This window comes from Streptomyces sp. NPDC054786, from assembly GCF_053611685.1.
Genome location: NZ_JBSHAW010000020.1, coordinates 1 through 21,252 on the forward strand (window position 1 = coordinate 1; position 21,252 = coordinate 21,252).

Here is a 21,252-nt window from a genome sequence, read left to right on the forward strand (position 1 = left end):
GGCGCGGTGGAAACCCCGGGCGCCCGGCCGGTCCGGGCGGGCCGAGGCCGTGCCCGTTACGCGTGGGGGCCGACGCTGACCGTTCCGATCGTGAGCTCGGCGGTCCCCTCCAGCACGAACGCCAGCCGCTCCACCTGTGTGTCGAGCTCCGCGCGCTGCGCGGTCGTCAAAGGGGTGCTCGGCTCGACGGTGACGGCCAGCCGGCGGCCGGACCGCCGCTGGTGCCAGACGCCGCTGACCACGCCGTCGACCAGCAGGACCGGATAGTTGCCGGCCTGGCCGCTCGGGGTCAGCGCCCGCTGCGCCATGGCTCCCGGGTAGAGCCGGTCACGGGGCCGGCAGGCCACCACATAGGCGTCGAAGTACGGCAACAGCCGCACCCCGCACGGTGGTTCGGCGGGCGTTTCGGTGTCGCCCGCGTTCACCCAGGCCGCCGTGCCCTCCAGATCGACGCGCTGGAGCGCACCGGCCAGGGACTCGAACAGCTCGGTGGCCCAGCGAGGTGAGACATTGAGCCACTGCGCGAAGTTCTGCGGAGTCGCCGGGCCGTAGGCGTGCAGATACCGCTCCACGAGCCGGGCCAGCGCCGCCGTGCCCTCCGTGGGGCGGCCACCGGTCAGATGCTGCGGGTGGGTGTACGTCACCTTGCGGCCGCGGTTCGGGCCGAAGCACAGCTGCCCGCGGTGCGAGGCGAGGGTGATGGCCTGCCGCCAGCGCGGCCACATCCCCTGGAAGGCGGGCATGACCAGGTCGCCGGCCCAGGGGCCGGTGGCGGCGATGACGGCCTCGCTGAGCTCGTCGACGGTCAGTTCGGCGTCCCGCAGGGCCGCGCCGATGGCCGCGATGACCTCTTCCGTCTGCTCGGGGCTCATCCGGACGTCTTTGGTGAACGGGCTGGGCGAGGGCGGCAGCGCGGTCAGGGCGCCCACCCACATCGGCAGTTCGGCCGCCGGCAGCAGATGGACGGTGCCCCGCGGCCCGTACATCTTGATCAGCCCGGCCTCGTCCCACAGCGCCTTGCGCACCACGCTCCGGGTGATGCCCTCGCCCCGCATGCCGAGGGAGAGTTCGGCGGCGCTCAGCACCTGGGCATGCGCACCGCACAGGGCGCCGACGATCCCCGCGGGGTCCAGATGCGGTGACGGCGCGGCGAGGGCGCTGCGCTCCAGACGCCGGGCGGAGACCGCGGGCCACCGCATCCGCACGGCGTCGCGGGTGGTGTCGCTCATCAGTGATCACTTCCTTGTTCCTGGCGGCGCCGTCCCCGGCGGCGGACGGACTGGTGAACCTACCCATGGATACTCGTGGTCGGCTCGACCGGCACTCCCCTCGCGGGTCCGGATCCCGGCGCAGCACGACGGCCGGCCCGTGGGCACCGGAAGGGGCCACGGGCCGGCCCGGTCGGGCGCGGCGGCGGGGTGTCAGCCGACGGTGGGTGTCGGTTCGTTCGTGGCCGGCACGGCCTCGTCGCGCAGCGCCGGGGAGTCGTCGGGCGACGAGGTGCCGGAGGCGGCGGCCGGGTCCTCGGCGGCGTCCTCGGCGGGCGCCGCGAACTGGGCCTGAGCGGCCTTCGGCAGGGCGAACATCAGCAGGAACGCCAGCGCCATACCGCCGATCACCCACCACAGCGAGTGGGTGAACGCCGTGATGAAGGGGGTACCGCCGGTCGGCGCCGGCTGGCCGGCGTCGTCCACGACGTTGAAGAAGGCCACCGACGTCAGCCCCAGGCCCAGGGACAGACCCACCTGGTTGATCGTGTTGATGAGGCCGGATGCGGACCCGGCGTGCTGACCGGGCACTTCGGACAGCACCGCGCTGGTCAGCGGCGCCATGATCATGCCGAGGCCGCAGCCGCCCACGACCAGGGGGACGGCGATCTGCGCCGGTGTGACCCCGGTTCCCTGCTGGTGGGCGATCCAGCCGTAGAGGCCCAGTCCGACGATCATCAGCAGCGCCCCGGCCTGCAGCACCTTGCGGCCGAACCGCGGTACGAGCTTCGGCACGGCGACCATGGCGACACCGGCCATGGTCGCGCCGAACAGCAGGCTCGTCAGCGCGGCCCGCAACGGCGTCCAGCCCAGGCCGACCTGCATGTAGAGCGCGCCGGTGAGGGAGAACAACCCGAAGGAGGTACCGAAGGTCAGCTGGACGGCGATGCCGGCCGCAAAGCTCCGGATCCGGAACAGCGAGAGCTCCAGCAGCGGGGAGGCATTCTTGCGGACCTTGGTGCGCTGGTGCAGGACGAACAGCACGAACATGACGATGCTGCCGGCCATGGAGGCCAGGCACCAGGCCGGCCAGCCCAGGTCGCGGCCGCGGGTGAGCGGGAAGAGCAGCATGAACAGCGCGAGCGTGACGAGCGTGACGCCGACCAGGTCCAGGCGTGGCGCGCTGGGCGCCTTGGACTCACGGACGAAGCGGTGGCCGAGGACCAGACCGGCGATCCCGATCGGCAGATTGACCAGGAAGATCGGGCGCCATTCGAGGCCGAAGAGGTTCCACTCGGTCAGCAGGGCGCCGATGACCGGGCCGGAGACCGCCCCGATGCCGCAGACGGCACCGAACATCCCGAAGACCTTGCCGCTCTCCTCCGGAGCGAAGGTGACATGGATGATCGACAGCACCTGCGGCACCATCATCGCGGCCATCCCGCCCTGCAGCACACGGGAGATGATCAGCATGTCCGGGCCGGTCGCCAGCCCCGACAGCGCGGACGCCAGGGTGAAGCCGGCCATGGCGAGCAGGAAGACTTTCTTGCGTCCGAAGATGTCGCCGAGCCGGCCACCGGTGACCAGGCCGATGGCGAACGCGAGCGTGTAGCCTGCCGCGATCCACTGAACGGCAGTGTAGGTAGCATGGATGTCCCGCTGGATGCTCGGAATCGCGATGTTGATGATCGTCGCGTCGAGCAGATCCAGCAGGGTAGCGGTCAGTAATACGGCCAGTGCCATCCAGCGCCGGGCATCCGCGACCGGTGCCGCTGTTTCGCGGGCGGAGCTCATGGGCCTCTCCTGATACGGGGGTTCGGGCGTGTCGACCGATCTTGCTGTACCGCGCTAGAGCCGCGCTCGGGTCTCGCCGGAGCGAGGGGTTCCGCCTCCGTCGGGCGGGGGCACGGCAGCGGACGGCGCCGGCCGCCGGACCGTGCAGACGCAGGCCTTCAGCGGCGCTCCACGGGCGTTCGAGTCCGGTCCACGACGGTGATTGCCGTCCGAGCCGGCCCGGCTCGCCGTTCCGACGCGCCCTGGAGGACGAATGGTCATCGATGCCTGCCGCATCTGCGACAACCGCACCCTGTTGCCCGTGCTCGACCTGGGCCCCTCCGCCCTCACGGGCGTCTTCCCCGCGACGCCGGATCAGCGCATCCCCACCGTCCCGCTGGAGTTGGTGATGTGCTCGCCCGACGGCTGCGGTCTGCTGCAGCTGCGGCACACCGCCGACCTGGGGCTGATGTACGGCGAGCACTACGGCTACCGCTCGGGCATCCGGCCGTTCATGATCCAGCACCTGCGCGGCAAGGTGGCGGCGATCAACGAACTGGTCGAACTCGGCCCCGGCGACCTGGTGCTGGACATCGGCAGCAACGACGGCACCCTGCTGAGCTGCTACCCCCGCAACGGCCTCGCTCTGGTCGGCATCGACCCGTCCGGGGAGAAGTTCCGCGCCTCCTACCCGCCGAACGCGGAGCTGGTCACCGACTTCTTCTCCCGGCAGGTGTTCACCGAGCGGTTCGGCGCCCGGCGCGCCAAAGCCGTCACCTCCATCGCGATGTTCTACGACCTCCCGCGCCCGCTCGACTTCATGCGCGACGTCGCCGGCATCCTCGCCGACGACGGTGTGTGGGTGATGGAGCAGAGCTATATGCCGGCCATGCTGGAGGCCACCGCCTACGACGTGGTCTGCCACGAGCACCTGGAGTACTACGCGCTGCGGCAGATCGAATGGATGGCCGAGCGCACGGGGCTCACGGTCATCGGCGCCCGGCTCACCGACGTATACGGGGGCAGCCTCTCGCTGACGCTGGCCAAGAAGGGCAGCCGGCACCCCGTCGACCACACCGCCCTTGCCGGCATCCGGGCCCACGAGCGGAAGCTGGGGCTCGACACCCCGGCCCCCTACGAGGCGTTCGCCCGGCGGGCCGTCGACTCCCGCGACCAGCTGGTGGAGTTCCTCGCGGACTCCCGCAAGGCCGGGAAGCTGACCGTCGGCTACGGCGCCTCCACCAAGGGCAATGTCATCCTCCAGTACTGCGGCCTGGGCCCCGACGACCTGCCCTGCATCGGCGAACCCAACGAGGAGAAGGCCGGCTGCTTCACCCCCGGCACCGGCATCCCGATCGTGTCCGAGGCAGACGCCAAGGCCCTCGCACCGGACCAGCTCCTCGTCCTGCCCTGGATCTACCGTGACGGCTTCATCGAGCGGGAGGCCTCCTACCTCGCGCACGGCGGAAAACTGGTCTTCCCGCTCCCGGAAATCACGGTCCTGTGAGGGCGGCAACCGCGCCGTACGCGCCGCCGGCCGTCGCTCCCACGCCCCGTCAGGGACGGTGGTGAGCCCGTGCGCACCCGAGAGCTCGCCGTGTCCGGCGCCTTCGAGTTCACCCCGGACGTCCATGCCGACCAGCGGGGACTGTTCGTCTCGCCGCTGCAGGAGGAGGCGTTCCTCGCCGCCGTCGGCCGTCCCTTCCCGGTGGCACAGACCAACCACAGCAGATCGGCCCGCGGGGTGCTGCGCGGTGTGCACTTCACCACGGCGCCACCCGGCCAGGCCAAGTACGTCCACTGCGCCCGCGGCCGGGCCCTCGATGTGGTGGTCGATCTGCGGCTGGGATCCCCGACGTTCGGCGCCTGGGACACCGTGGACATGGACGAGAGCACCTGCCGGGCCGCCTACTACCCCGAAGGCGTGGGGCACGCCTTCCTCGCCCTGGAGGACGACACCGTCATGTCGTACCTGGTGTCCACCGGCTACCGGGCCGAACGGGAGCTGGCCATCAGCCCCTTGGACAAGGAGCTCGCCCTGCCGTGGCCGGCCGGCACCGCCTTCGTCCTCTCCGACCGGGACCGCGTCGCCCCCGGCCTGGCACAGGCCACGGCCCAGGGGCTGCTGCCCCGCTATGCGGACTGCGCACGGGTCTGACGGGAGCCTCGATGACCACGACAGAACTGCCCCGCCGGGTCGCGGTCCTGGGCGCCAGCGGCTGTGTGGGCCGGCACCTGTGCGCGGCGTTCGCGGCCCGGGGGACGGAGGTCGTCGCGATCGCCCGCAGCAACGCCCCGCACCTGCGCCGCTATCCGTTCCTGCCGCTCGATCTGGCCCGGTGCACGGGGGCCGGGCTCGCCGCGATCCTGGCGGACGAAGGCGTGGACACGGTGGTCAACGCCACCCTCGGCTGGGGGAGTACGCCCGAGGAGATGGCGCACGCCAATGTCCGCCCGGTGGAACGGCTGCTGGCCGCCCTGCCGCGGCTCCCCGACCCGGTCCGGCTGGTGCACCTGGGCACCATCCACGAGTACGGCCCGGTCCCGGCCGGCACGTCCCTCGACGAGGACGTCGCACCGCGTCCGGCATCCCTGTACGCGCAGGCGAAGCTGACCGCGTCGCGTCTGGTGCTGGAGGCGGTCCGCCGCGGGGACGTCCAGGGCTCGGTGCTGCGGCTGACCAACACCGTCGGGCCGCACCCGGCGAAGGAGAGCTTCTTCGGTGTCCTGGCGGCCCGGCTGCGGCAGGCCGACCCGGCCGAAGGGCTCGACGTCACGGTGGCCGCGGCGCGCCGCGACTATGTCGATGTCAGGGACGCGGCCGACGCGGTGCTCGCCGCGGCCGCGGTCCGGCCCGCCGCGCCGCTGGTGAACATCGGGCGGGGCACGGCGGTGGACATCCACACGATGGTCCGCACCCTGATCACGGTCAGCGGTCTGTCGCCGGACGCGGTCCGGGTCCGCCTGGACGAGGTACGCAGCCGCAGCGCCGGCGCGGACTGGATCCAGGTGGACCGCTCCCGGGCCGAGCGGTCCCTGGGCTGGCGCCCGCGCTACGCCCTGGCCACCTCGTTCCGCGATATGTGGGAGACCGTGGGCGTCGCCTGAGCCGGGTGGCCCCGACACGGGGGCCGGTGACCGCCGCCCACGGGGTCACCGGCCCGTCGCATCGCTCAGCCGATCAGGACCTCGCCCGTTGCGGCCGCCGCGCGCCGCCGCCCCTCGGCGCCCGTACCGTCAGGCCCCCGCAGAAAGCCGAGCAGCAGCCCGGCCTCCTCCCGGACCGCGGCCGCCTCGTCGGGTGCCAGTGGCCGGAACGGGGTGACCTCCACGCTGCCGTCCCGCCGGGACCAGATGCCACGCACAAAGCCGTCGACCAGGAACACGGGGCGTACCTCGCTGCCGGTGATCACCCGTCTGCGGTCCTCGTCGTCGATCACCCGCGTCCGGTCCGCATGGCTGAGGACGAGGTTGTCGAAGGGCGGCAGAAAGCGCACCGGCACGGGCCGGTCCGGGTCCGCGAGGGGAGCACCGGGCACGTCGAACAGCTCCCGGCCCGACGTGTCGTGGTACACCCGCAGCCGCGACCGCATGCCGTCGACCACCGCCCGCAGCCTGGTCAGACCGCACCACGCCTGGATGTCCATCACGCCGGCCGGCCCGTAGGCCGCCAGATAGCGCAGGATCATCTCGTCGATGCGGGGCGGCTCCGCCGTCGGGCGGCCGAGCCACTCCTCCGCGAGGACCACCGGAGTGGTGCCGCGATGGCCCCAGACGCCGCTGGGCGGTGGGTGCACATGCGCCACCAGCGACTGCACCACATAGGCCAGGGCGAGGCTGTCCCGCCCGGGGAACCGCGCCGCCAGCGCACGGCCCAGCTGCGGGCGGGTGAGACCGTCGCCGCTCAGCAACTCCCGCCCCGCACACACCAGTTCGTCCGTGCCGAGCCCATGGACGGCCCGCCCGAACGCACCCTGGCGGGCCTTGCCCAGCACCGGGGCCAGCAGCGGATGCAGCGTACGGAAATCCCGGGCGTCCACCAGGTGCTGGGTATTGCGCTGGAGCTTGGCGCGGACGACGGAACGGTCGTGCAGCAACGCCGTCAGTGCGTCGTGCCGGAATCCGGCGAGCCGCGCCCACAGGCCCACATAGGGAGCGTCGGGCTCCTGGCCCTGCAGGCCCATCAGATGCCCGACGGCTTCGAGAGGGGTGCGGCCGGCGCGGTCCAGCAGTAACTGCCGTTCGAGGTAGGTGCGGTTGAGGGTACGCAGGGAGAGCGGGGACATGCGCGCATTGTCGCCGTCCGCGCTCGACCGCCACTTGAGGCCGCACCGTCACTTGAGGCCGCACCGCCCCTTGCGGCCGCACCACCCCTCCGGTGCCGCGGTCAGTCCTGGAGGACGGCGGCGCCGGTGGTGAGCAGCGAGAGCAGGCTGCGCGCCTGGACGTTGAGGTAGTGGCCGTGCCGGACCAGCGCACCGAGCATGCCGGGCGTGACCCACCGGTAGCCGGGCGGCAGGACCTCCGGTACGTCGTCCGACGCCTCGACGAGCAGATAGCGGCTCTCGGCGTTGAGGAAACGGCCGCCCTCCTCGGAGTGGACCGCCTCGTACCGGATACGGCCGGGCCCGGCCGTCAGCACCGTGTCGAGGAACGGCGGCCGGTCCCCGGGGGGCAGCGGGGCGTGGTTGCCCGGCACGCACTGGACGGTCGGCCCGAGCTCGACGGTGTCGAGGAAGCCGCCCTCCACCCGTGCGTGCACCAGCACATGGGGAATGCCTCCGATACGGCGGGTGAGGAAGGCGGTGACACCCGGTGCGCACGGCTCGATCAGGGGCTGGCTCCAGCCCGCCACCTCGCGGCTGCCGGCCTCGACGGCCACCGCCACCACACGGAAGTACCGGCCGTCCGCGCGCTCGATCGTGTGCGGCCCGCGCCGCCAGCCCGCCACCGCGTCCAGGGGGATGCGCTCGGCGCTGACCGTGTGGCGGGAGCGCTCCGCGGTGATCCAGGACAGCAGATCCGTGTCGCAGCACGGCGCGCCGGACGCCGGAGCGCCGCCGGTCGGCACACCCGCCAGAACCGACCGGGCATCCATGTTCACGACGTTGTCCCGGCGCAGCAGCCGGCCGATCTGTCCCAGCGTCAGCCAGCAGAAGTCCTCGGCCACCGGCACCTCGTCGCGGGTCTCGACGATCATGTTCCGGTTGCTCTTGCGGAAGAACCAGGAACCGTGTTCGGACTGCAGCACATCGGCCACCACACTGCCCGGGGCGGGCCGCAGGAAGTGGCCGAGGTACGGGACGTCCGCGCCGCGGTGCACCTTGGTGTAGTTGCTGCGGGTGGCCTGCACGGTCGGCGACAGCTGCAGCAGATTGCGGTTGCCCGGCTCCATCTTGGCCTGCATCAGGAAGTGCAGCACTCCGTCGAACTCCTTGGCGAGGATGCCCAGGATGCCGACTTCCGGTTGCTTGATGATGGGCTGCTGCCAGTGCGGGAACGGTCCGCTGCCGACCGAGACCTGCAACCCCTCCACGGTGAAGAAGCGCCCGCTGTCATGTCCGAGGTTCCCGGAGCCGGGGTCGAAGGACCAACCGGTCAGCGCCGCGAACGGGATGCGCCGCACCGCGAAGCGGTGGGACGCGTGACGCTCCGCCATCCAGCCGGGGACCTCGGCGGTGCGCAGCCACGAGCCGGCCTCGGTCACCGCGGCGGAGCACGCGAAGCGCTCCGCCGGATCCGCTGCCGTACGGGAGGGCGTGGCGGTGGCCATGGCCTCAGGCTCCCCAGGTGACCGGAAGACTGGTCAGGGTGTGGTTGATCTCGCCCGTGTGCCAGGGGAGTTCGCTCTCGGGTACGGCCAGCCGCAGGTCCGGGAAGCGCCGCAGCAGTCCGGCCAGGGCGATCTCCATCTCCATCCGGCCGAGCTGCTTGCCGAGGCAGTAGTGGATGCCGTGGCCGAAGGAGATGTGCGGATTGCGGCCGCGGGAGAGGTCCAGCCGGTCCGGGTCGTCGAAGACCGACGGATCGCGGTTGGCGGAGGCGAGGGACAGCAGGACCGGCTCGCCCGCGGCGATGTGCACCCCGCCGATCTCCAGATCCTCGACGGCCATCCGCGGGAACCCGGAGGTGTCGGTGGCGAACAGGTTGACGTGCCGCAGCAGTTCCTCGACGGCGTCCGGTATCCGGCCGGGGTCCTCGACGAGTGCGCGCCACTGGTCACGGTGCCCGGCCACCAGCGCCAGCACGGAGTTGGCGAGCTGGTTGGCGGTGGTGTCGAAACCGGCGCCGATGAGGGTGAAACCGAACGTCACCAGCTCCTGTTCGCTGAGCCGGTCGTCGTTGTCCCGGGCCGCGATCAGATCCGAGAGCATGTCGTCGGTGGGGTCGGCCCGCTTGTCGGCGATCAGGCCGACGATGTACTCGTTGAGCTTGGCCAGGCCGGCCAGGGACTCCTCACCGCCGGCCCGGTCGTCGACCGTGGCGAAGGCGCGGGCGTAGATCTCGAACTGCCGCAGATCCTCGCGCGGGACGCCGAGCAGTTCACCGATGACCGTCAGCGGCAGCGGCACCGTCAGCTGCTGCACCAGATCCACCGGACCGCCGCGGTCGGCCATGTCGTCCAGCAGCTCGTCGGCCACTTTCTGCACACCGGGCCGCATCTGCTCGACGCGCCGTGTGGTGAACGCGCCGATCACCAGCTTGCGCAGCCGGGCGTGTTCGGCACCGTCCAGCGAAATGATCATCTCGGGTGTGGTCGTCATCGACCCGCCGATCCGCGGGGCCCCGGGCCGGCAGGTCTCGGCCCTGCTGAGCCGCGGGTCGGCCAGGGCCGCCCGGACGTCCTCGTACCGGGTGACCAGCCAGGCGTCCACACCGCCTGCCGTCCGCACCCGGACCACCGGCTGTTCGGTGCGCAGCCGGGCGTAGTGCGGGGCCGGGCCGTGGTAGGACGAGCCGGGGAAGGGGAACGCGTCTGAGACGGGGCAGGCGGACAAGGGGCACCTCCGCGGTGTGCGGCCTTTTCGGATCGGATCGGACCAGGAGCGGCCGGGGCCGGCCGGGCTGCTCAGGACGGGTTGTGGATCTTGTCGGCCCAGGCGGGGGAGTCGTGGGTGACGACGCGTGAACGGGTGTACAGCGCACCGTCGATACGGACCAGGACGTCGTCCACGACGGTCGTCGGCTCGAAGCTGACCTTGCCCGCGGCGTCGGTCATGCTCACGATCGCCTGGTAGCGCACCTGCAAGGTGTCCTCGTCGACCGGCTCGATATGCATCCGGTCGAACCAGTACCGGTACACCAGCCCGTCGTAGTACGAGACGTTCCGCTCCCGCGCCTCGCGGGGCGAGATCTCCTCGACGAGCGGCCGTTCCGGGTCCCCGCGGCGCGCCTGCATCTCGGTCAGCAGCTGCCGGCGCCCCTCCAGCTTCCAGCCGCCGGGACGGTGCTCGATCGAGCCGTCCTCGGTCAGGGTCTCCAGGAACTCCTCCAGCTTCCGGGCTTCCAGCAGCGGCATCTGCCGTGCGTAGAACTGCTGCACCTCGACATACAGATCCGCGGTCACCCGCTGCACGGTGCCCTGCGATACCTGGGACACAACGACTCCTTCCGGTCATGGCGCGCCACCGTCGCCGGGTGGCTCCGTGGCGCCGTCCACGGTGACGTGCTGAGCTGGATGCGTCCTGGAGAGGCACTACAGCGCCGCGTGTCCCCGGCCGGACGTGCGACGTTGTGCAGGCCGGTGCCGCAGGGCGGCGCTGTACCACCAGCACGGACGAGAGGCGATCGGCATGCCGACCCCGGCGGACCCGCGGATGGATGAATGTGAAGAGCTGTTGGCCGCCTGGCAGGAGCACCGCGAGGTGCTGCGCCGGGCGCTCGTCGGCCTCACCGAAGAACAAGCACGCAGCACCCCCAGCGTCAGCACGCTGTCACTGGCGTCGCTGCTCACCCACGCCGTGCGCGGGGAGCCGGCCTGGATCCCGGTCATCGCCGGCCGGGGCGCCGACTGGCTGCAGCGCGACGGACAGGCCGAGTTCGAGGTGCCCGCGACGGAGACGGTGGCCGGTCTGCTGGCGGAGCACGAGCGGGTGGGCACCGAAGTGGCGCAAGCGGTGCGCGCGGTCAAGGACTTCGACGAGCGGGTGCCGATGCCCAAGACTCCGTGGGGCCCGCAGGACGAGCCGCGTACGGTGCGGTGGATCCTGCTGCATCTGATCGGGGAGGCGGCCCGGCACGCCGGGCATGCCGACCTCATCCGCGAATCCCTGGACGGTGCCAACGCCTTCGACCTGCAGCGGGCCGCCCCCGACGCCTGACGGCACCCGGCCCGCCGCGCTGCCCCCGCGCTGCACCGGCGCCCGAGGCGGGCGCGAGCGGGCCGGGATATCCCTGGGGTGTTTGAGCCCAGGCTGCCGACGGCACGAAGGAGAGTCATGAGCGCTGGTGTGGGTCCCGGCATTCCGCAGAAGGCGCGGGAGGTACGGCTGTCCGAGCACTTGGCGGGTGAACTGACCCCCGGCCACTTCGACATCGTCGAGGTCGAGGTGCCCGAGCCGGCGCCCGGCGAGGTCCTGGTCCGTACGGACCACCTGCCGCTGGCGGCGGCCTACCAGGATCTGATGCGGGCCGACTGCCCGCTGCCGCTGCCCCCGTTCCAGGTCGGCGAACGGCTCGGAGGGGGCGCGCTGGGCACGGTGGTCCGGTCCGCGAGCCCGGACCTGGCCGTCGGCGACATCGTCCAGTCGATGACCGGCTGGAGCGAGTACTCCTGCGGTCCGGCCAACACCTACTTCAAGGTGGACCCGGACCTCTTCCCGAGCCCGGTGTACTACCTGAGCCAGGGCCCCACCGCCTACTACGGCATGGCCGACATCGCCCGGGCCGGCAAGGGCGACGTGGTGTTCGTCTCCGGTGCCGCCGGTGGTGTGGGCTCGCTGGCCGGGCAGATCGCCAAATGCCGGGGCGCGGCACGGGTGATCGGCAGCGCGGGCAGCCAGGAGAAGGTCGACTACCTCGTGGGCGAGCTGGGCTTCGACGACGCGTTCGACTACCACGACGGCCCGGTCGTCGACCGGCTCCGCGAGCTGGCCCCGGACGGCATCCAGGTCTTCTTCGACAACGTCGGCGGTGAACAGTTCGAGGCCGCGATCGAGGTCGCGGTCCCGCATGCCCGGTTCGCGCTCTGCGGCGCACTGTCCGCACAGAACGGCGCACAGGCGCATCCCCGGCTCGACCTCATGACGGCCATCACCAAGCATCTGGAGCTGCGGCCGTTCGCGACGTACCACACGCCGGAGCAGATCACTCAGTGGACGCGGCACTTCGCGATGTGGGTGGCCGAAGGCACTTTCGTCTTCCCGCACACGGCCGTCGAGGGCGGCATCGAGGACGCGCCCGTCGTCCTGATGTCGCTGCTCAAGGGGGCCTACCGGGGCAACGTCGCACTGCATCTGGCGCACGCCTGACGGCACGTCGAACAGGCCCCAGGGGGCGGGTACCGGATCTCCGGTGCCCGCCCCCTTGCGCACCGGGTGGCCCTCACCCCCACCGGCGTGCGGTGACCGCCACCGGCACGCGGTACCGCAGGACGCCGTGTGCGTCATGGACACGGGACACCCCGCAACTGGTGAACGCCGCACCCCGGCACACGGCCGTCTGGTCGATGTCCACCCAGCCCGTACAGCGGCCGTCCGCGTCGAAGAGCGGCTCGGTGATCCGGTAGCAGAACGCCGACGCCCCCGTGAGGCGCCAGGAGCCGCAGCCCGCGGTGCCGGAGAGCAGCAGGGCCGAGCCCCGCGGGGTGAAGACGAAGGTGCCGGCGGAGGTCTCCCTGGGCCGCCGCACCAGCGCCCGCCAGGCACCGGCCGGTGCCGGCGGGGAGGTGTGGTCGTCGCGGTCCGGGCGGGAGCGGGGGAGCGGCATCGGGCCTCCTCGGGATGCGGCCGCCCAGTGTCATGGCGCCGTCTCGCGCCCCGCTGGAGCGCAGCCGTGCAGCGTGGTTCGAGCGCCCGTCGAGGCGGCGGCCGCAGCCTGGCCCGACCGTTTCACCACAGCAGACGCGCGCCGCGCGGGGGAGGAACAGCATGAAGCGTTCGGCAGAGAGGGTCAGACACCTGAGGACTCCGGTCGTCGTGGCGGCGGCCGTCCTGGCCGCGGTGCCGATGGCCGGTACGTCCACGGCCCTGGCCGGAGCGGGCGGTCCGGCCGGGCGCCCCGGGCGGGTGGCCGCGGCAAGTCCGGTCGGGAGGTGGGCGCTGAAGGTGTCCTTCGAGGGCCAGACCTATGACAGCACCGTGCAATTCACCGCGGGCGGTACGGCCTTCATCGTGGGCGGCGGAGCGGGCAGCTGGACCCGTGCCGGGACCGGGCGCTTCACCTTCCGGATCGCCGAACCCGTCTGGAGCGCACAGGGCGACTACCTCGGCCGGGTGAGCGTCGACCAGAGCGCCCGGCTCACCGGCGACACCTTCACCAGCAGCGGTGTCTCCCGGCAGTACGACGCGAACGACGTCCTCACCCGCACCGTGCAGGCGCACGACACCGGCACCCGTTCCTGATCACCACGGTGCAGGGCCCGCCCCGGCACCGGGGGCGGGCCCTGCGCCGTCGCGTCATACGACGGCGGCCTGCTGAAAGGCCTTGAAACCGAACCCGGGCCGGGCCGCCTCCAGCGGGGTCGGCAGCGGCCCGCCCGCGCCCATCAGACGCCGGGTGATCATGTGGTCGGCCGGCTGGTTCACCGACTCCGTGGCCAGCAGCCGCCGGCCTCGGTAACACAGCAGCGAGAACCGGCCGGTGCCGGGATCGCCGACGGTCACCACCCGGTCGTGTCCGTCGCCGATCCCGGCGATCTGCAGCCGCAGCCCGTGCTGCTCGGTCCAGAACCACGGCAGTGCCGCGTACGGACGGGGCGCCCCGCAGAGCGTGGCGGCCACACAGCGGGCCTGGTCGGCCGCGTTCTGCACCGATTCCAGGCGGAGCGGGCGCCCGGTGTGCGGGCTGGGGAACCGGGCACAGTCGCCGATCGCGTACACGGCGGGGTCGCCGGTACGCAGGTGCCCGTCGACGAGGATGCCGTCGTCGACGGCGAGGCCGGCCTCGGCGGCCAACCCGACGTCCGGCAGTGCGCCGATGCCGACGACCACCAGATCCGCCGCGATCCGTTCCCCGCCGTCCAGTTCGGCCCCCCGCACACGGCCCGTGCCGTCGCCGCGCAGGGCCGTCACGGCGCGGGAGAGCAGGACCCGGACGCCGTGGGCACGGTGCTCGGCGAGCAGATGTGTCGACATCGCGCCGCTGACCGAACGCGCCAACAGGCGGGTTCCGGCCTCGACGACGGTCACCTCCAGCCCGGCCGCCCGCGCCGTCGCGGCGACCTCCAGTCCCACGAACCCGCCCCCGATCACCAGGAGATGACCGACGTCGCGCAGCCGGTCCCGCAGCCGGGCGGCGTCGGAGAGGGTGCGCAGGGTCAGCACCCCGTCCAGCTCGGCGCCGGGCACGGAGAGCCGGCGCGGGCGTGCGCCGACGGCCAGGACCAGGTGCTGGTAGCCGAGGGAGCGCCCGGAGGCGAGCGTGACCCGGCCGCTGTCCCGGTCGAGGCGTACGGCCGGGTCCCGGGCCACGAACTCGATGTCCTGGGCGGTGTGGAACGAGGCGGGGCGCAGGGCGAGATCGGCGCTGTTCTTGGTACCGGCGAGGAACTTCTTGGACAGCGGGGGCCGTTGGTAGGGCAGGGTGTCCTCGGCGCCGACCAGGGTGATCCGCCCGCCGAAGCCGTGGGACCGCAGCGCGGCGGCGGTGTCCGAGCCGGCCTGTCCCGCGCCGATGACGACGACCGACGGCGCCGCCATCAGCTCTGGGTCTCCGGCAGGTGCACCACCAGCCCGTCGATCTCTTCGGAGACCGGCAGCTGGCAGCTGAGGCGGCTGGTCGCACGGCGCGGGGCGGCGGTGCCGTAGAGGACGTCGTCCTCGGACTCGTGCATCTCGGGCAACGGCAGCGCGTTGGTCTCGTCGATGTACACATGGCAGGTGCCGCACTGGGCGGAACCGCCGCACTGGGCCTCTATCCCGTCAATGTTGTTGATCTTCGCGGCGCGCATCACGGTGTTGGGCACCGGGACGTCGACGACGGTCTCGGTTCCGTTCGGGTGCCGGTAGGTGATCTTGGCCATGGAGCTCTCCTCGTCTGATGACGGCCGGCGGACAGGCGGTGAGGGTGCCGAGGGGCGCCGGTGCGGCGCCACGGAGACCCGGGAGGTCACCAGGTGACCGGCAGCTCCCACAGCCCGTAGATGACCGCGCCCTCCTTGCGCGGGATCTCCAGGAACGGCTTGGCCAGCCGAAGGGCCGGGATGCGCCGGAAGAGCTTGCTCCACACGATCTCCAGCTCCAGCCGCGCCAGGTCAGCGCCGATGCAGTGGTGCACGCCGTGACCGAAGCCGAGGTGCTTGCGGCTGCCGCGGGTGATGTCGAGCTTCTCCGGCTCGGGAAAGGTCTCCGGGTCACGGTTGGCGGCCAGCCCCAGGCACAGGATGCCGTCGCCCTTGCGGATGACCTGCCCGCCGATCTCGATGTCCTCCAGCGCGACGCGCGGCACCGCGGTGTCCCCGATGGTGGCGAACCGCACCAGCTCCTCGACGGCGGGCTTGACCAGCGCCGGGTCGTCCAGCAGCAGCTGCAGCTGGTCGGGGTTCTCCAGCAGGCAGGCGGTACCGAGCGAGATCTGGCTGGCGGTGGTCTCGTGCCCGCCGTTCATCAGCAGCCGCACCATGTTGAAGAGGTCCCGGTCGGTGTACTCCTCGCCGGACGCCGCGTAGTCGGCCATCGCGCGGCTGAGCAGATCGTCGCCCGGTTCGCGCTTCTTGAGCTGGATCAGCTCGTCCACATAGGCGTTGACCTCGACGATGGCGGCCTGCCGCTCCTCGGTGGAGCTGTGGCCGCCGAGCAGGGCGGTGCCGTGCTTGATGAAGAAGTCGTGCTTGTCCTGCGGGATGCCCAGGAGTTCACAGATGACGGTCATCGGCACCGCCAGCGAGAACACGCGGTGCAGGTCGACCGGCGGCTGCATGCCCAGCATCTGGTCGAGGTGCTCGTCGACGATCTGCTCGATGCGCGGACGCAGCCGCTGCACCTGCCGGTTGGTGAAGGTCAGTGCGGCCTTGCGCCGGGTCGTGGTGTGCTCCGCGCCGTCGTACCCGATGAACGAGGTCTCGGTGCGGTACTCCGGCGGCGCCACGAAGTAGAAGGGGAAGTTGGCGTGCTTGCGCGAGGCACTGAGCCGCGGATCGGTGAGCAGCTTGCGGATGGTGTGGTAGCCGGTCACCGTCCATATCCGCAGCCCGGAGCCGGTCAGGGTCACCTGCGAGACGTCCTGCTCGGCCATCGCCGCATACTCGGCCGGCGGGCTGAAGGGGCACATCCGCTGATAGGGGAACGTCTTGGCGCCGGTGGCCGCGCCGGGTCCGGTGGCAGAGGTCGTCACGATGGGTCCTTTCCAGAAGGGGCGTGGGTCAGCGCAGGGTGCGGAAGAAGGCGCGCAGCTCGCGGACGAGGTTCTCGGGCTGTTCCAGGGCCGGGAAGTGACCACCGTGCTCGTGGTCCCGCCACTCCCGCAGATCGGTGAAGCGGCCCTCGATCCAGGGCCGCGGCATCCGGCCGTCCTTCGGGTAGTTGGCGACGGCGGTGGGGACGTGGACGGGGGCCAGCGCGAGCTTGTTCTGGCTCTCCCAGTAGATCCGGGCCGATGACGCGGCCGACGCCGTGAACCAGGACACCGACACGGCGTCCAGCAGCCGGTCGCGGGAGATGACCTTCTCCAGGTCCCCGCCGTGGTCGCTCCACGCCCAGTACTTCTCCGCCATCCAGGCCAGCTGGCCGGCGGGTGAGTCGGTCAGCCCGTAGCCGAGCGTCTGCGGCCGGGTGGTCTGGAGGACCGAGTAGCCGCCCTCCTCCTGCTGGAACCGCTTCATCGCGGCCAGCCCGGCCAGATCCCGCTCGGACAGCTCGGCCTGCTCCTGCGGCGGACGGGCGAACGGCATCGTCAGATGCAGCCCGAGCAGACTGCCGCGGTCGCTCTCACCGATCACCGCCGAGATGAAGGACCCCCAGTCCACACCGTGCGCCGCGTAGCGCGGGTACCCCAGCCGCGCCATCAGCTCCTGCCAGGCGGCCGCGATCCGCTCGGCGGTCCAGCCGGCCTCGGACGGCTTGTCGCTGAAGCCGTAGCCCGGCAGTGAGGGGCACACGACGTGGAAGGCGTCGGCCGGGTCCGGGGGATCGGTCAACGGGCCGACGATGTCCAGGAATTCGACCACCGAGCCGGGCCAGCCATGGGTGATCAGCAGCGGTACGGCACCGGGGTGCGGGGAGCGGACGTGCAGGAAGTGGATGCCCAGCCCGTCGATCTCCGTACGGAACTGCGGCAGCGCGTTCAGCCGGGCCTCGGTGGCCCGCCAGTCGTAGCGCTCCGCCCAGTAGGTGCACAGGTCCTGCATGGCCGAGAGCGGGACGCCCTGGGACCGGTCGGAGACGGTCTCCGCCTCCGGCCAGCGGGTCCTGGCGAGCCGCTGGCGGAGGTCGTCGATCTCCGGCTGCGGAATGTCGATGCGGAACGGGGTGATTGCCGGGCTCATGAGAACGTCCCCTCCAGCGCTGCGGCTTGCCTCGGTCGCACCGAGGCTAGGAGCGGGCCCTGAACAGCGGGTCGAGCCCGGCTGGACCAGGGCGCCGCCGTTGGGTCAGCCGCCCTGCGGCCCGCCCACGTCCATCCCGCCGTCGATGGTGATGACCTGCCCGGTGACCTGGGCGGACGACGGATGGGCCAGCTGCACGATCCAGGGCGTGATGTCGTCGGTCTCGGCGACCCGGCCCAGCGGGATGCTGTGCGCGACGCCCGCGAACAGACCCTCGACCTCCTGCGGCGCCAGGCCGTTGGCGGCATAGGCGTCGGTACGGACGAAACCGGGAGCGACCGCGTTGACCCGGATGCCCTGCGCGGACAGTTCGGCTGCCCAGCTGCGCGTCAGGCTGTGCACGGCCGCCTTGCTCGCCGAGTACAGCGAGCTGCCGGGGCCCGGGTTGTGGCCGCCGCGGCTGGAGACCAGCACCAGGCAGCCACCGGGCGTACGCAGCAGCGGCAGCAGATGCTTGGTCAGCAGGACCGGGCCCATGACGTTGGTGTCGAGGACCTCCCGGGCGGCGGACACGTCCAGTGCCGCCAGCGGACTGAAGCGGAAGATGCCGGCGTTGTGCACCAGCACCTCCACCGTCCCGCCGTGCGCCCGCACGGCCTCGGCGACCGCCTCGGCCCCCGATTCGGTGGTGACATCGGCGGTCACCGGGACGATCGCGGAGTGCGCGGCGGCGGTCTCGGCCAGCCGCTCCTTGCGGCGGCCGGTGACGATCACGGCGGCGCCCTGCTCGGCGAAGGCGAGCGCGGTGGCGCGGCCGATGCCACTGCCGCCTCCGGTGACGACGACGGTCCGGCCGGTGAACGGTGCGTGGGGCATGGCGGGTTCCTCTCGGGAAGGCCGGGCGGCTCGTCCGCCCGGTGCAGGGTCGTACGGGCGCACCTGCCGTGACGGGAGGGCGCGGTCACCCTCCGGGCGGTGCGAAACGGATGTCGTGCGCGCGGGCGTCGGCCGCGGCGAACGCCAGCAGACGGGCGCCCTCCTCGGCCAGGGCGTCGCGGTCCGGCGCGCCGAGCGGGACGAACGGTTCGATGCGCAGCACCGCCCCGCTGCGGTCGCGGTCGATGGCCCACATCCCGCGGACGAAACCGTCGACGAGGAAGGTGGCACGGACGATGCCGTTGCGGGTGAAGATGCGCCGGCGGTCCTCGTCGGTGATGATGCGGGCCCGGTCGGCGTGTGAGAGCAGGATGTTGTCGAACTCCGGAAGGAACCGCACGGGGGCGGGGACGCCGGGGTCGGGCAGTGGCGCTCCGGGAACGTCGAACAGCTCGTTGCCGGTGCCGTCCCGGAAGGTGCGCAGCTGGTCCCGCAGTCGGTCGAGCACCGGCCGCAGCCGGGTCAGCCCCGACCAGACCTGCACATCCTTGACGGTGGCCGGACCGTACGCCGCCAGATAGCGCCGCACCAGCTCCGCGAGGGACGGCTGTGCCACCAGCGGCTCGCCCAGCCAGGACTCGGCGGTGGCGTACCGTGTCCGGCCGCCCACCCCCCAGATGCCGCGCGGCGGCACCTGCACCAGCGGCAGCAGGGCGCGCGCCGCGTACGCCAGATGCCGCGCCGCCACGTCGGGCCACTCCTTCTGCAGCACCTCGCCCAACTCCGCGGTCGTCAGCGGCGCATCGGCCAGCGCGGCGCGCGCGGCGGCGGCCAGCCGGGCCGGGTCCACCACCCCGTCCACCGCCTTGCCGGACCCGCTGCCCACCCACAGATCGCGGTCCAGGGCGGGCTGGGTCAGCGGGCGCAGCGTGCGGCAGTCCTGTGCCGTGACGAGATGAACCGTGCTGCGCATCACGGCGATACGGGTCAGTGAGCGGTCCTGGATCGCCCCCGCCAGATCCTCGATCGCCAGCTCTTCCAGACGGGTCCACAGGCCGATGTAGGGCGGGTTGGGCGCCTGGGCCTGCAGTCCGACGAGCCGGGTCACCGCGTCGATGACGCCCAGCCGGTGGCGCTGCAGCAGCAACTGGCGTGCCAGCAATGCACGGTTGAGGGCGCGGGTGCTGAGGACGGGGCCGTCGTCCTCGCCGTTGTGCGGGCGGCTGCTCGCCGGCATCCGGGTGGCCATCGGGTTCCTTCGGTCGTGGTGCAGGAGGGCAGGCCCACTATGGACCGGTTCACTCGCCTCCGGCTCGAACCGCGCGCGGGCGGGCGTCGGCGTGGCGCGAGAGCCCCTCAAGGCCCGGTGCAGCGCCCGCTGTCACCCTCACCGGATGCCGCCTTCCCACTCCGCCGGCCGCCCGCCCGCCGGTACGCCGCCCCGCCCTGCCGCCGCGTCCGCACCGCATCAGCGGGACCCACGGTGAGCGGCGGCCCGCTGCGCGGTCTGCGGGTGCTCGAACTCGCCGCGATCGGCCCCGCGCCCTACGCCTGCATGATGCTCGCCGACCTCGGCGCCGAGGTGCTGCGCGTCGACCGGCCCGGTCAGGAACGCGCCTTCGCCGCATGGCACCGCATTCTCGACCGGGGCCGCCGGCCGGTCAGCCTGGACCTCAAGGACCCGGCGGACACCGGGCTGTTGCTGCGGCTCGTGGACGGCGCGGATGTGCTGGTCGAAGGCTTCCGGCCCGGGGTGGCCGAGCGGCTCGGCGTCGGACCCGTGGTGTGCCGCGACCGCAACCCCGCGCTGGTGTACGGCCGGATGACCGGCTGGGGCCAGGACGGGCCGCTCGCGCAGGCCCCCGGCCACGACATCAACTACATCGGACTCACCGGCGCGCTGCACGCCATCGGGCCGGCCGGCGGCGCTCCGGTCCCGCCGGCCAACCTTCTCGGTGACTTCGGAGGCGGCGGGATGCTGCTGGTCGCCGGGATCCTCGCCGCGCTCTTCGAACGGTCCCGCTCCGGCCTGGGCCAGGTGGTGGACGCCGCCATCGTCGACGGCACGGCTTCGCTGACGGGCATGCTGCTGGCCATGGCGCAGGCGGGCCAGTGGGGTGCGGACCGGGGCGGCAACCTGCTCGACGGCGGGGCACCCTTCTACAGCGTCTACCGCTGCGCCGACGGCGAGCATGTCGCGGTCGGCGCGCTGGAGGAGCGTTTCTACCGGGCGCTGCTGACGGGCCTCGGGCTTGACGCGGCCCGGCTGCCGGACCGCGACGACCCCGCCAACTGGCCTGATCTCCGGCAGGAGTTCGCGGCCCGGTTCGCGACCCGTACCCGTACGGAGTGGACCGCGGCCTTCGACGGCACCCAGGCGTGTGTGACCCCCGTGCTCAGCCTGCGGGAGGCCGCCGGGCACCCGCACCACCGGGCACGCGGCACCTTCCGCCGCGCCGACGAGGGTGTCCAGCCCGCCCCCGCGCCCCGGTTCGGACGCACCCCCGCAGGACCGGACCCGGCGGCGCCCGGCGCGCCCTCCCGGCGGCTGCTCGCCGGCTGGGGCCTGACGGAGGCGGAGAGCACCCGGCTGTGCACCGCCGAACCTGCCCCGGCACGCTAGGGCCCCGGCCCCCAAAGGGCCGGAAACCAGCGGGGGTTGAGCGCGCCGCGACCCGCCCACCGCATTCTGCGCCCGCAGGTCACAGGCCGCCCGCCGCCGTGCAGCGGCGGCCGGCGACGCGGTGAGGAAGG

Annotated in this window: 20 protein-coding genes; 7 read left to right on the forward strand and 13 right to left on the reverse strand. The window is 72.4% G+C overall.

The genetic code is table 11. The features are described from left to right. Positions 1-56: 56 nt before the first annotated feature. Entirely contained in the window at positions 57-1,229 is a 1,173-nt protein-coding gene (locus tag ACWGI6_RS18095) for a winged helix DNA-binding domain-containing protein (RefSeq protein WP_393910141.1), read from the reverse strand. 192 nt (positions 1,230-1,421) lie between these two features. Continuing rightward, on the reverse strand, positions 1,422-3,002 hold the full coding sequence (locus ACWGI6_RS18100; RefSeq protein WP_453268416.1) for an MFS transporter: 1,581 nt from the start codon (positions 3,000-3,002) through the stop codon (positions 1,422-1,424). Positions 3,003-3,255: 253 nt separating this feature from the next. Here ACWGI6_RS18100 and ACWGI6_RS18105 point away from each other — a divergent pair, with 253 nt between their 5' ends. The 3 genes from ACWGI6_RS18105 to ACWGI6_RS18115 all read left to right on the forward strand — a co-directional run bounded on the left by ACWGI6_RS18105 (position 3,256) and on the right by ACWGI6_RS18115 (position 6,089). Beyond that, entirely contained in the window at positions 3,256-4,488 is a 1,233-nt protein-coding gene (locus tag ACWGI6_RS18105; RefSeq protein WP_453268417.1) for a class I SAM-dependent methyltransferase, read from the forward strand. 69 nt (positions 4,489-4,557) lie between these two features. After that, complete coding sequence (locus tag ACWGI6_RS18110; protein WP_453268418.1) at positions 4,558-5,139, forward strand: dTDP-4-dehydrorhamnose 3,5-epimerase family protein; 582 nt, start codon at positions 4,558-4,560, stop codon at positions 5,137-5,139. Positions 5,140-5,150: 11 nt separating this feature from the next. Then, the gene (locus tag ACWGI6_RS18115) at positions 5,151-6,089 is read left to right on the forward strand and encodes an NAD-dependent epimerase/dehydratase family protein (RefSeq protein WP_453268419.1); all 939 of its coding nucleotides are present in this window, start codon (positions 5,151-5,153) and stop codon (positions 6,087-6,089) included. 65 nt (positions 6,090-6,154) lie between these two features. On the opposite strand, the gene ACWGI6_RS18120 is transcribed toward ACWGI6_RS18115, so the two are convergent. The 4 genes from ACWGI6_RS18120 to ACWGI6_RS18135 all read right to left on the reverse strand — a co-directional run bounded on the left by ACWGI6_RS18120 (position 6,155) and on the right by ACWGI6_RS18135 (position 10,581). Further along, a complete protein-coding gene (locus ACWGI6_RS18120) occupies positions 6,155-7,267 on the reverse strand; it encodes a winged helix DNA-binding domain-containing protein (RefSeq protein ID WP_453268420.1) in 1,113 nt (370 codons plus the stop codon). 101 nt (positions 7,268-7,368) lie between these two features. After that, complete coding sequence (locus ACWGI6_RS18125; protein WP_453268421.1) at positions 7,369-8,754, reverse strand: NDP-hexose 2,3-dehydratase family protein; 1,386 nt, start codon at positions 8,752-8,754, stop codon at positions 7,369-7,371. Between the two features lie 4 nt (positions 8,755-8,758). Beyond that, a complete protein-coding gene (locus ACWGI6_RS18130; protein WP_453268422.1) occupies positions 8,759-9,979 on the reverse strand; it encodes a cytochrome P450 in 1,221 nt (406 codons plus the stop codon). Between the two features lie 71 nt (positions 9,980-10,050). Beyond that, positions 10,051-10,581, reverse strand: coding sequence for a nuclear transport factor 2 family protein (locus ACWGI6_RS18135; protein WP_453268423.1), 531 nt, complete (start codon positions 10,579-10,581; stop codon positions 10,051-10,053). 217 nt (positions 10,582-10,798) lie between these two features. Here ACWGI6_RS18135 and ACWGI6_RS18140 point away from each other — a divergent pair, with 217 nt between their 5' ends. Both ACWGI6_RS18140 and ACWGI6_RS18145 read left to right on the forward strand, forming a co-directional pair. Beyond that, entirely contained in the window at positions 10,799-11,302 is a 504-nt protein-coding gene (locus ACWGI6_RS18140; protein WP_453268424.1) for a DinB family protein, read from the forward strand. A 117-nt stretch (positions 11,303-11,419) separates the two neighbouring features. Next, a complete protein-coding gene (locus tag ACWGI6_RS18145) occupies positions 11,420-12,451 on the forward strand; it encodes a zinc-binding dehydrogenase (RefSeq protein ID WP_453268425.1) in 1,032 nt (343 codons plus the stop codon). Between the two features lie 73 nt (positions 12,452-12,524). On the opposite strand, the gene ACWGI6_RS18150 is transcribed toward ACWGI6_RS18145, so the two are convergent. Further along, entirely contained in the window at positions 12,525-12,908 is a 384-nt protein-coding gene (locus ACWGI6_RS18150; protein WP_453268426.1) for a hypothetical protein, read from the reverse strand. 161 nt (positions 12,909-13,069) lie between these two features. On the opposite strand from ACWGI6_RS18150, the gene ACWGI6_RS18155 reads away from it, so the two are divergent. Then, on the forward strand, positions 13,070-13,543 hold the full coding sequence (locus ACWGI6_RS18155) for a hypothetical protein (protein ID WP_453268427.1): 474 nt from the start codon (positions 13,070-13,072) through the stop codon (positions 13,541-13,543). A 54-nt stretch (positions 13,544-13,597) separates the two neighbouring features. Here the strand turns inward: ACWGI6_RS18155 and ACWGI6_RS18160 are convergent, their stop codons facing one another. From ACWGI6_RS18160 to ACWGI6_RS18185, 6 genes are all read right to left on the reverse strand, one after another. After that, the gene (locus ACWGI6_RS18160) at positions 13,598-14,839 is read right to left on the reverse strand and encodes an NAD(P)/FAD-dependent oxidoreductase (RefSeq protein ID WP_453268428.1); all 1,242 of its coding nucleotides are present in this window, start codon (positions 14,837-14,839) and stop codon (positions 13,598-13,600) included. Continuing rightward, entirely contained in the window at positions 14,839-15,162 is a 324-nt protein-coding gene (locus tag ACWGI6_RS18165; RefSeq protein WP_453268429.1) for a 2Fe-2S iron-sulfur cluster-binding protein, read from the reverse strand. Before ACWGI6_RS18165 ends, ACWGI6_RS18160 begins: the two co-directional genes overlap by 1 nt. Before the next feature lie 86 nt (positions 15,163-15,248). Further along, a complete protein-coding gene (locus tag ACWGI6_RS18170) occupies positions 15,249-16,472 on the reverse strand; it encodes a cytochrome P450 (protein ID WP_393910161.1) in 1,224 nt (407 codons plus the stop codon). A 28-nt stretch (positions 16,473-16,500) separates the two neighbouring features. Next, positions 16,501-17,622 carry an epoxide hydrolase family protein gene (locus ACWGI6_RS18175; protein ID WP_453268430.1) on the reverse strand — a complete coding sequence of 374 codons (1,122 nt, stop codon included), beginning with the start codon at positions 17,620-17,622 and terminating at the stop codon, positions 16,501-16,503. Between the two features lie 105 nt (positions 17,623-17,727). Beyond that, positions 17,728-18,498 (reverse strand): SDR family NAD(P)-dependent oxidoreductase, encoded by a 771-nt coding sequence (locus ACWGI6_RS18180; protein WP_453268431.1) that lies wholly within the window; start codon positions 18,496-18,498, stop codon positions 17,728-17,730. An 85-nt stretch (positions 18,499-18,583) separates the two neighbouring features. Then, a complete protein-coding gene (locus ACWGI6_RS18185; protein ID WP_453268432.1) occupies positions 18,584-19,747 on the reverse strand; it encodes a winged helix DNA-binding domain-containing protein in 1,164 nt (387 codons plus the stop codon). A 234-nt stretch (positions 19,748-19,981) separates the two neighbouring features. Between ACWGI6_RS18185 and ACWGI6_RS18190 the strand changes: the two genes are divergently transcribed. Next, positions 19,982-21,121, forward strand: a complete 1,140-nt coding sequence (locus ACWGI6_RS18190; protein ID WP_453268433.1) for a CaiB/BaiF CoA transferase family protein — start codon at positions 19,982-19,984, stop codon at positions 21,119-21,121. Positions 21,122-21,252 lie beyond the last annotated feature (131 nt).

Coding starts and splice junctions, on each gene's coding strand:
- ACWGI6_RS18095 (WP_393910141.1), bottom strand. CDS start 1,229: ATGAGCGACACCACCCGCGACGCCGTGCGGATGCGGTGGCCCGCGGTC.
- ACWGI6_RS18100 (WP_453268416.1), bottom strand. CDS start 3,002: ATGAGCTCCGCCCGCGAAACAGCGGCACCGGTCGCGGATGCCCGGCGC.
- ACWGI6_RS18105 (WP_453268417.1), top strand. CDS start 3,256: ATGGTCATCGATGCCTGCCGCATCTGCGACAACCGCACCCTGTTGCCC.
- ACWGI6_RS18115 (WP_453268419.1), top strand. CDS start 5,151: ATGACCACGACAGAACTGCCCCGCCGGGTCGCGGTCCTGGGCGCCAGC.
- ACWGI6_RS18120 (WP_453268420.1), bottom strand. CDS start 7,267: ATGTCCCCGCTCTCCCTGCGTACCCTCAACCGCACCTACCTCGAACGG.
- ACWGI6_RS18125 (WP_453268421.1), bottom strand. CDS start 8,754: ATGGCCACCGCCACGCCCTCCCGTACGGCAGCGGATCCGGCGGAGCGC.
- ACWGI6_RS18140 (WP_453268424.1), top strand. CDS start 10,799: ATGGATGAATGTGAAGAGCTGTTGGCCGCCTGGCAGGAGCACCGCGAG.
- ACWGI6_RS18145 (WP_453268425.1), top strand. CDS start 11,420: ATGAGCGCTGGTGTGGGTCCCGGCATTCCGCAGAAGGCGCGGGAGGTA.
- ACWGI6_RS18150 (WP_453268426.1), bottom strand. CDS start 12,908: ATGCCGCTCCCCCGCTCCCGCCCGGACCGCGACGACCACACCTCCCCG.
- ACWGI6_RS18155 (WP_453268427.1), top strand. CDS start 13,070: ATGAAGCGTTCGGCAGAGAGGGTCAGACACCTGAGGACTCCGGTCGTC.
- ACWGI6_RS18160 (WP_453268428.1), bottom strand. CDS start 14,839: ATGGCGGCGCCGTCGGTCGTCGTCATCGGCGCGGGACAGGCCGGCTCG.
- ACWGI6_RS18165 (WP_453268429.1), bottom strand. CDS start 15,162: ATGGCCAAGATCACCTACCGGCACCCGAACGGAACCGAGACCGTCGTC.
- ACWGI6_RS18175 (WP_453268430.1), bottom strand. CDS start 17,622: ATGAGCCCGGCAATCACCCCGTTCCGCATCGACATTCCGCAGCCGGAG.
- ACWGI6_RS18180 (WP_453268431.1), bottom strand. CDS start 18,498: ATGCCCCACGCACCGTTCACCGGCCGGACCGTCGTCGTCACCGGAGGC.
- ACWGI6_RS18185 (WP_453268432.1), bottom strand. CDS start 19,747: ATGGCCACCCGGATGCCGGCGAGCAGCCGCCCGCACAACGGCGAGGAC.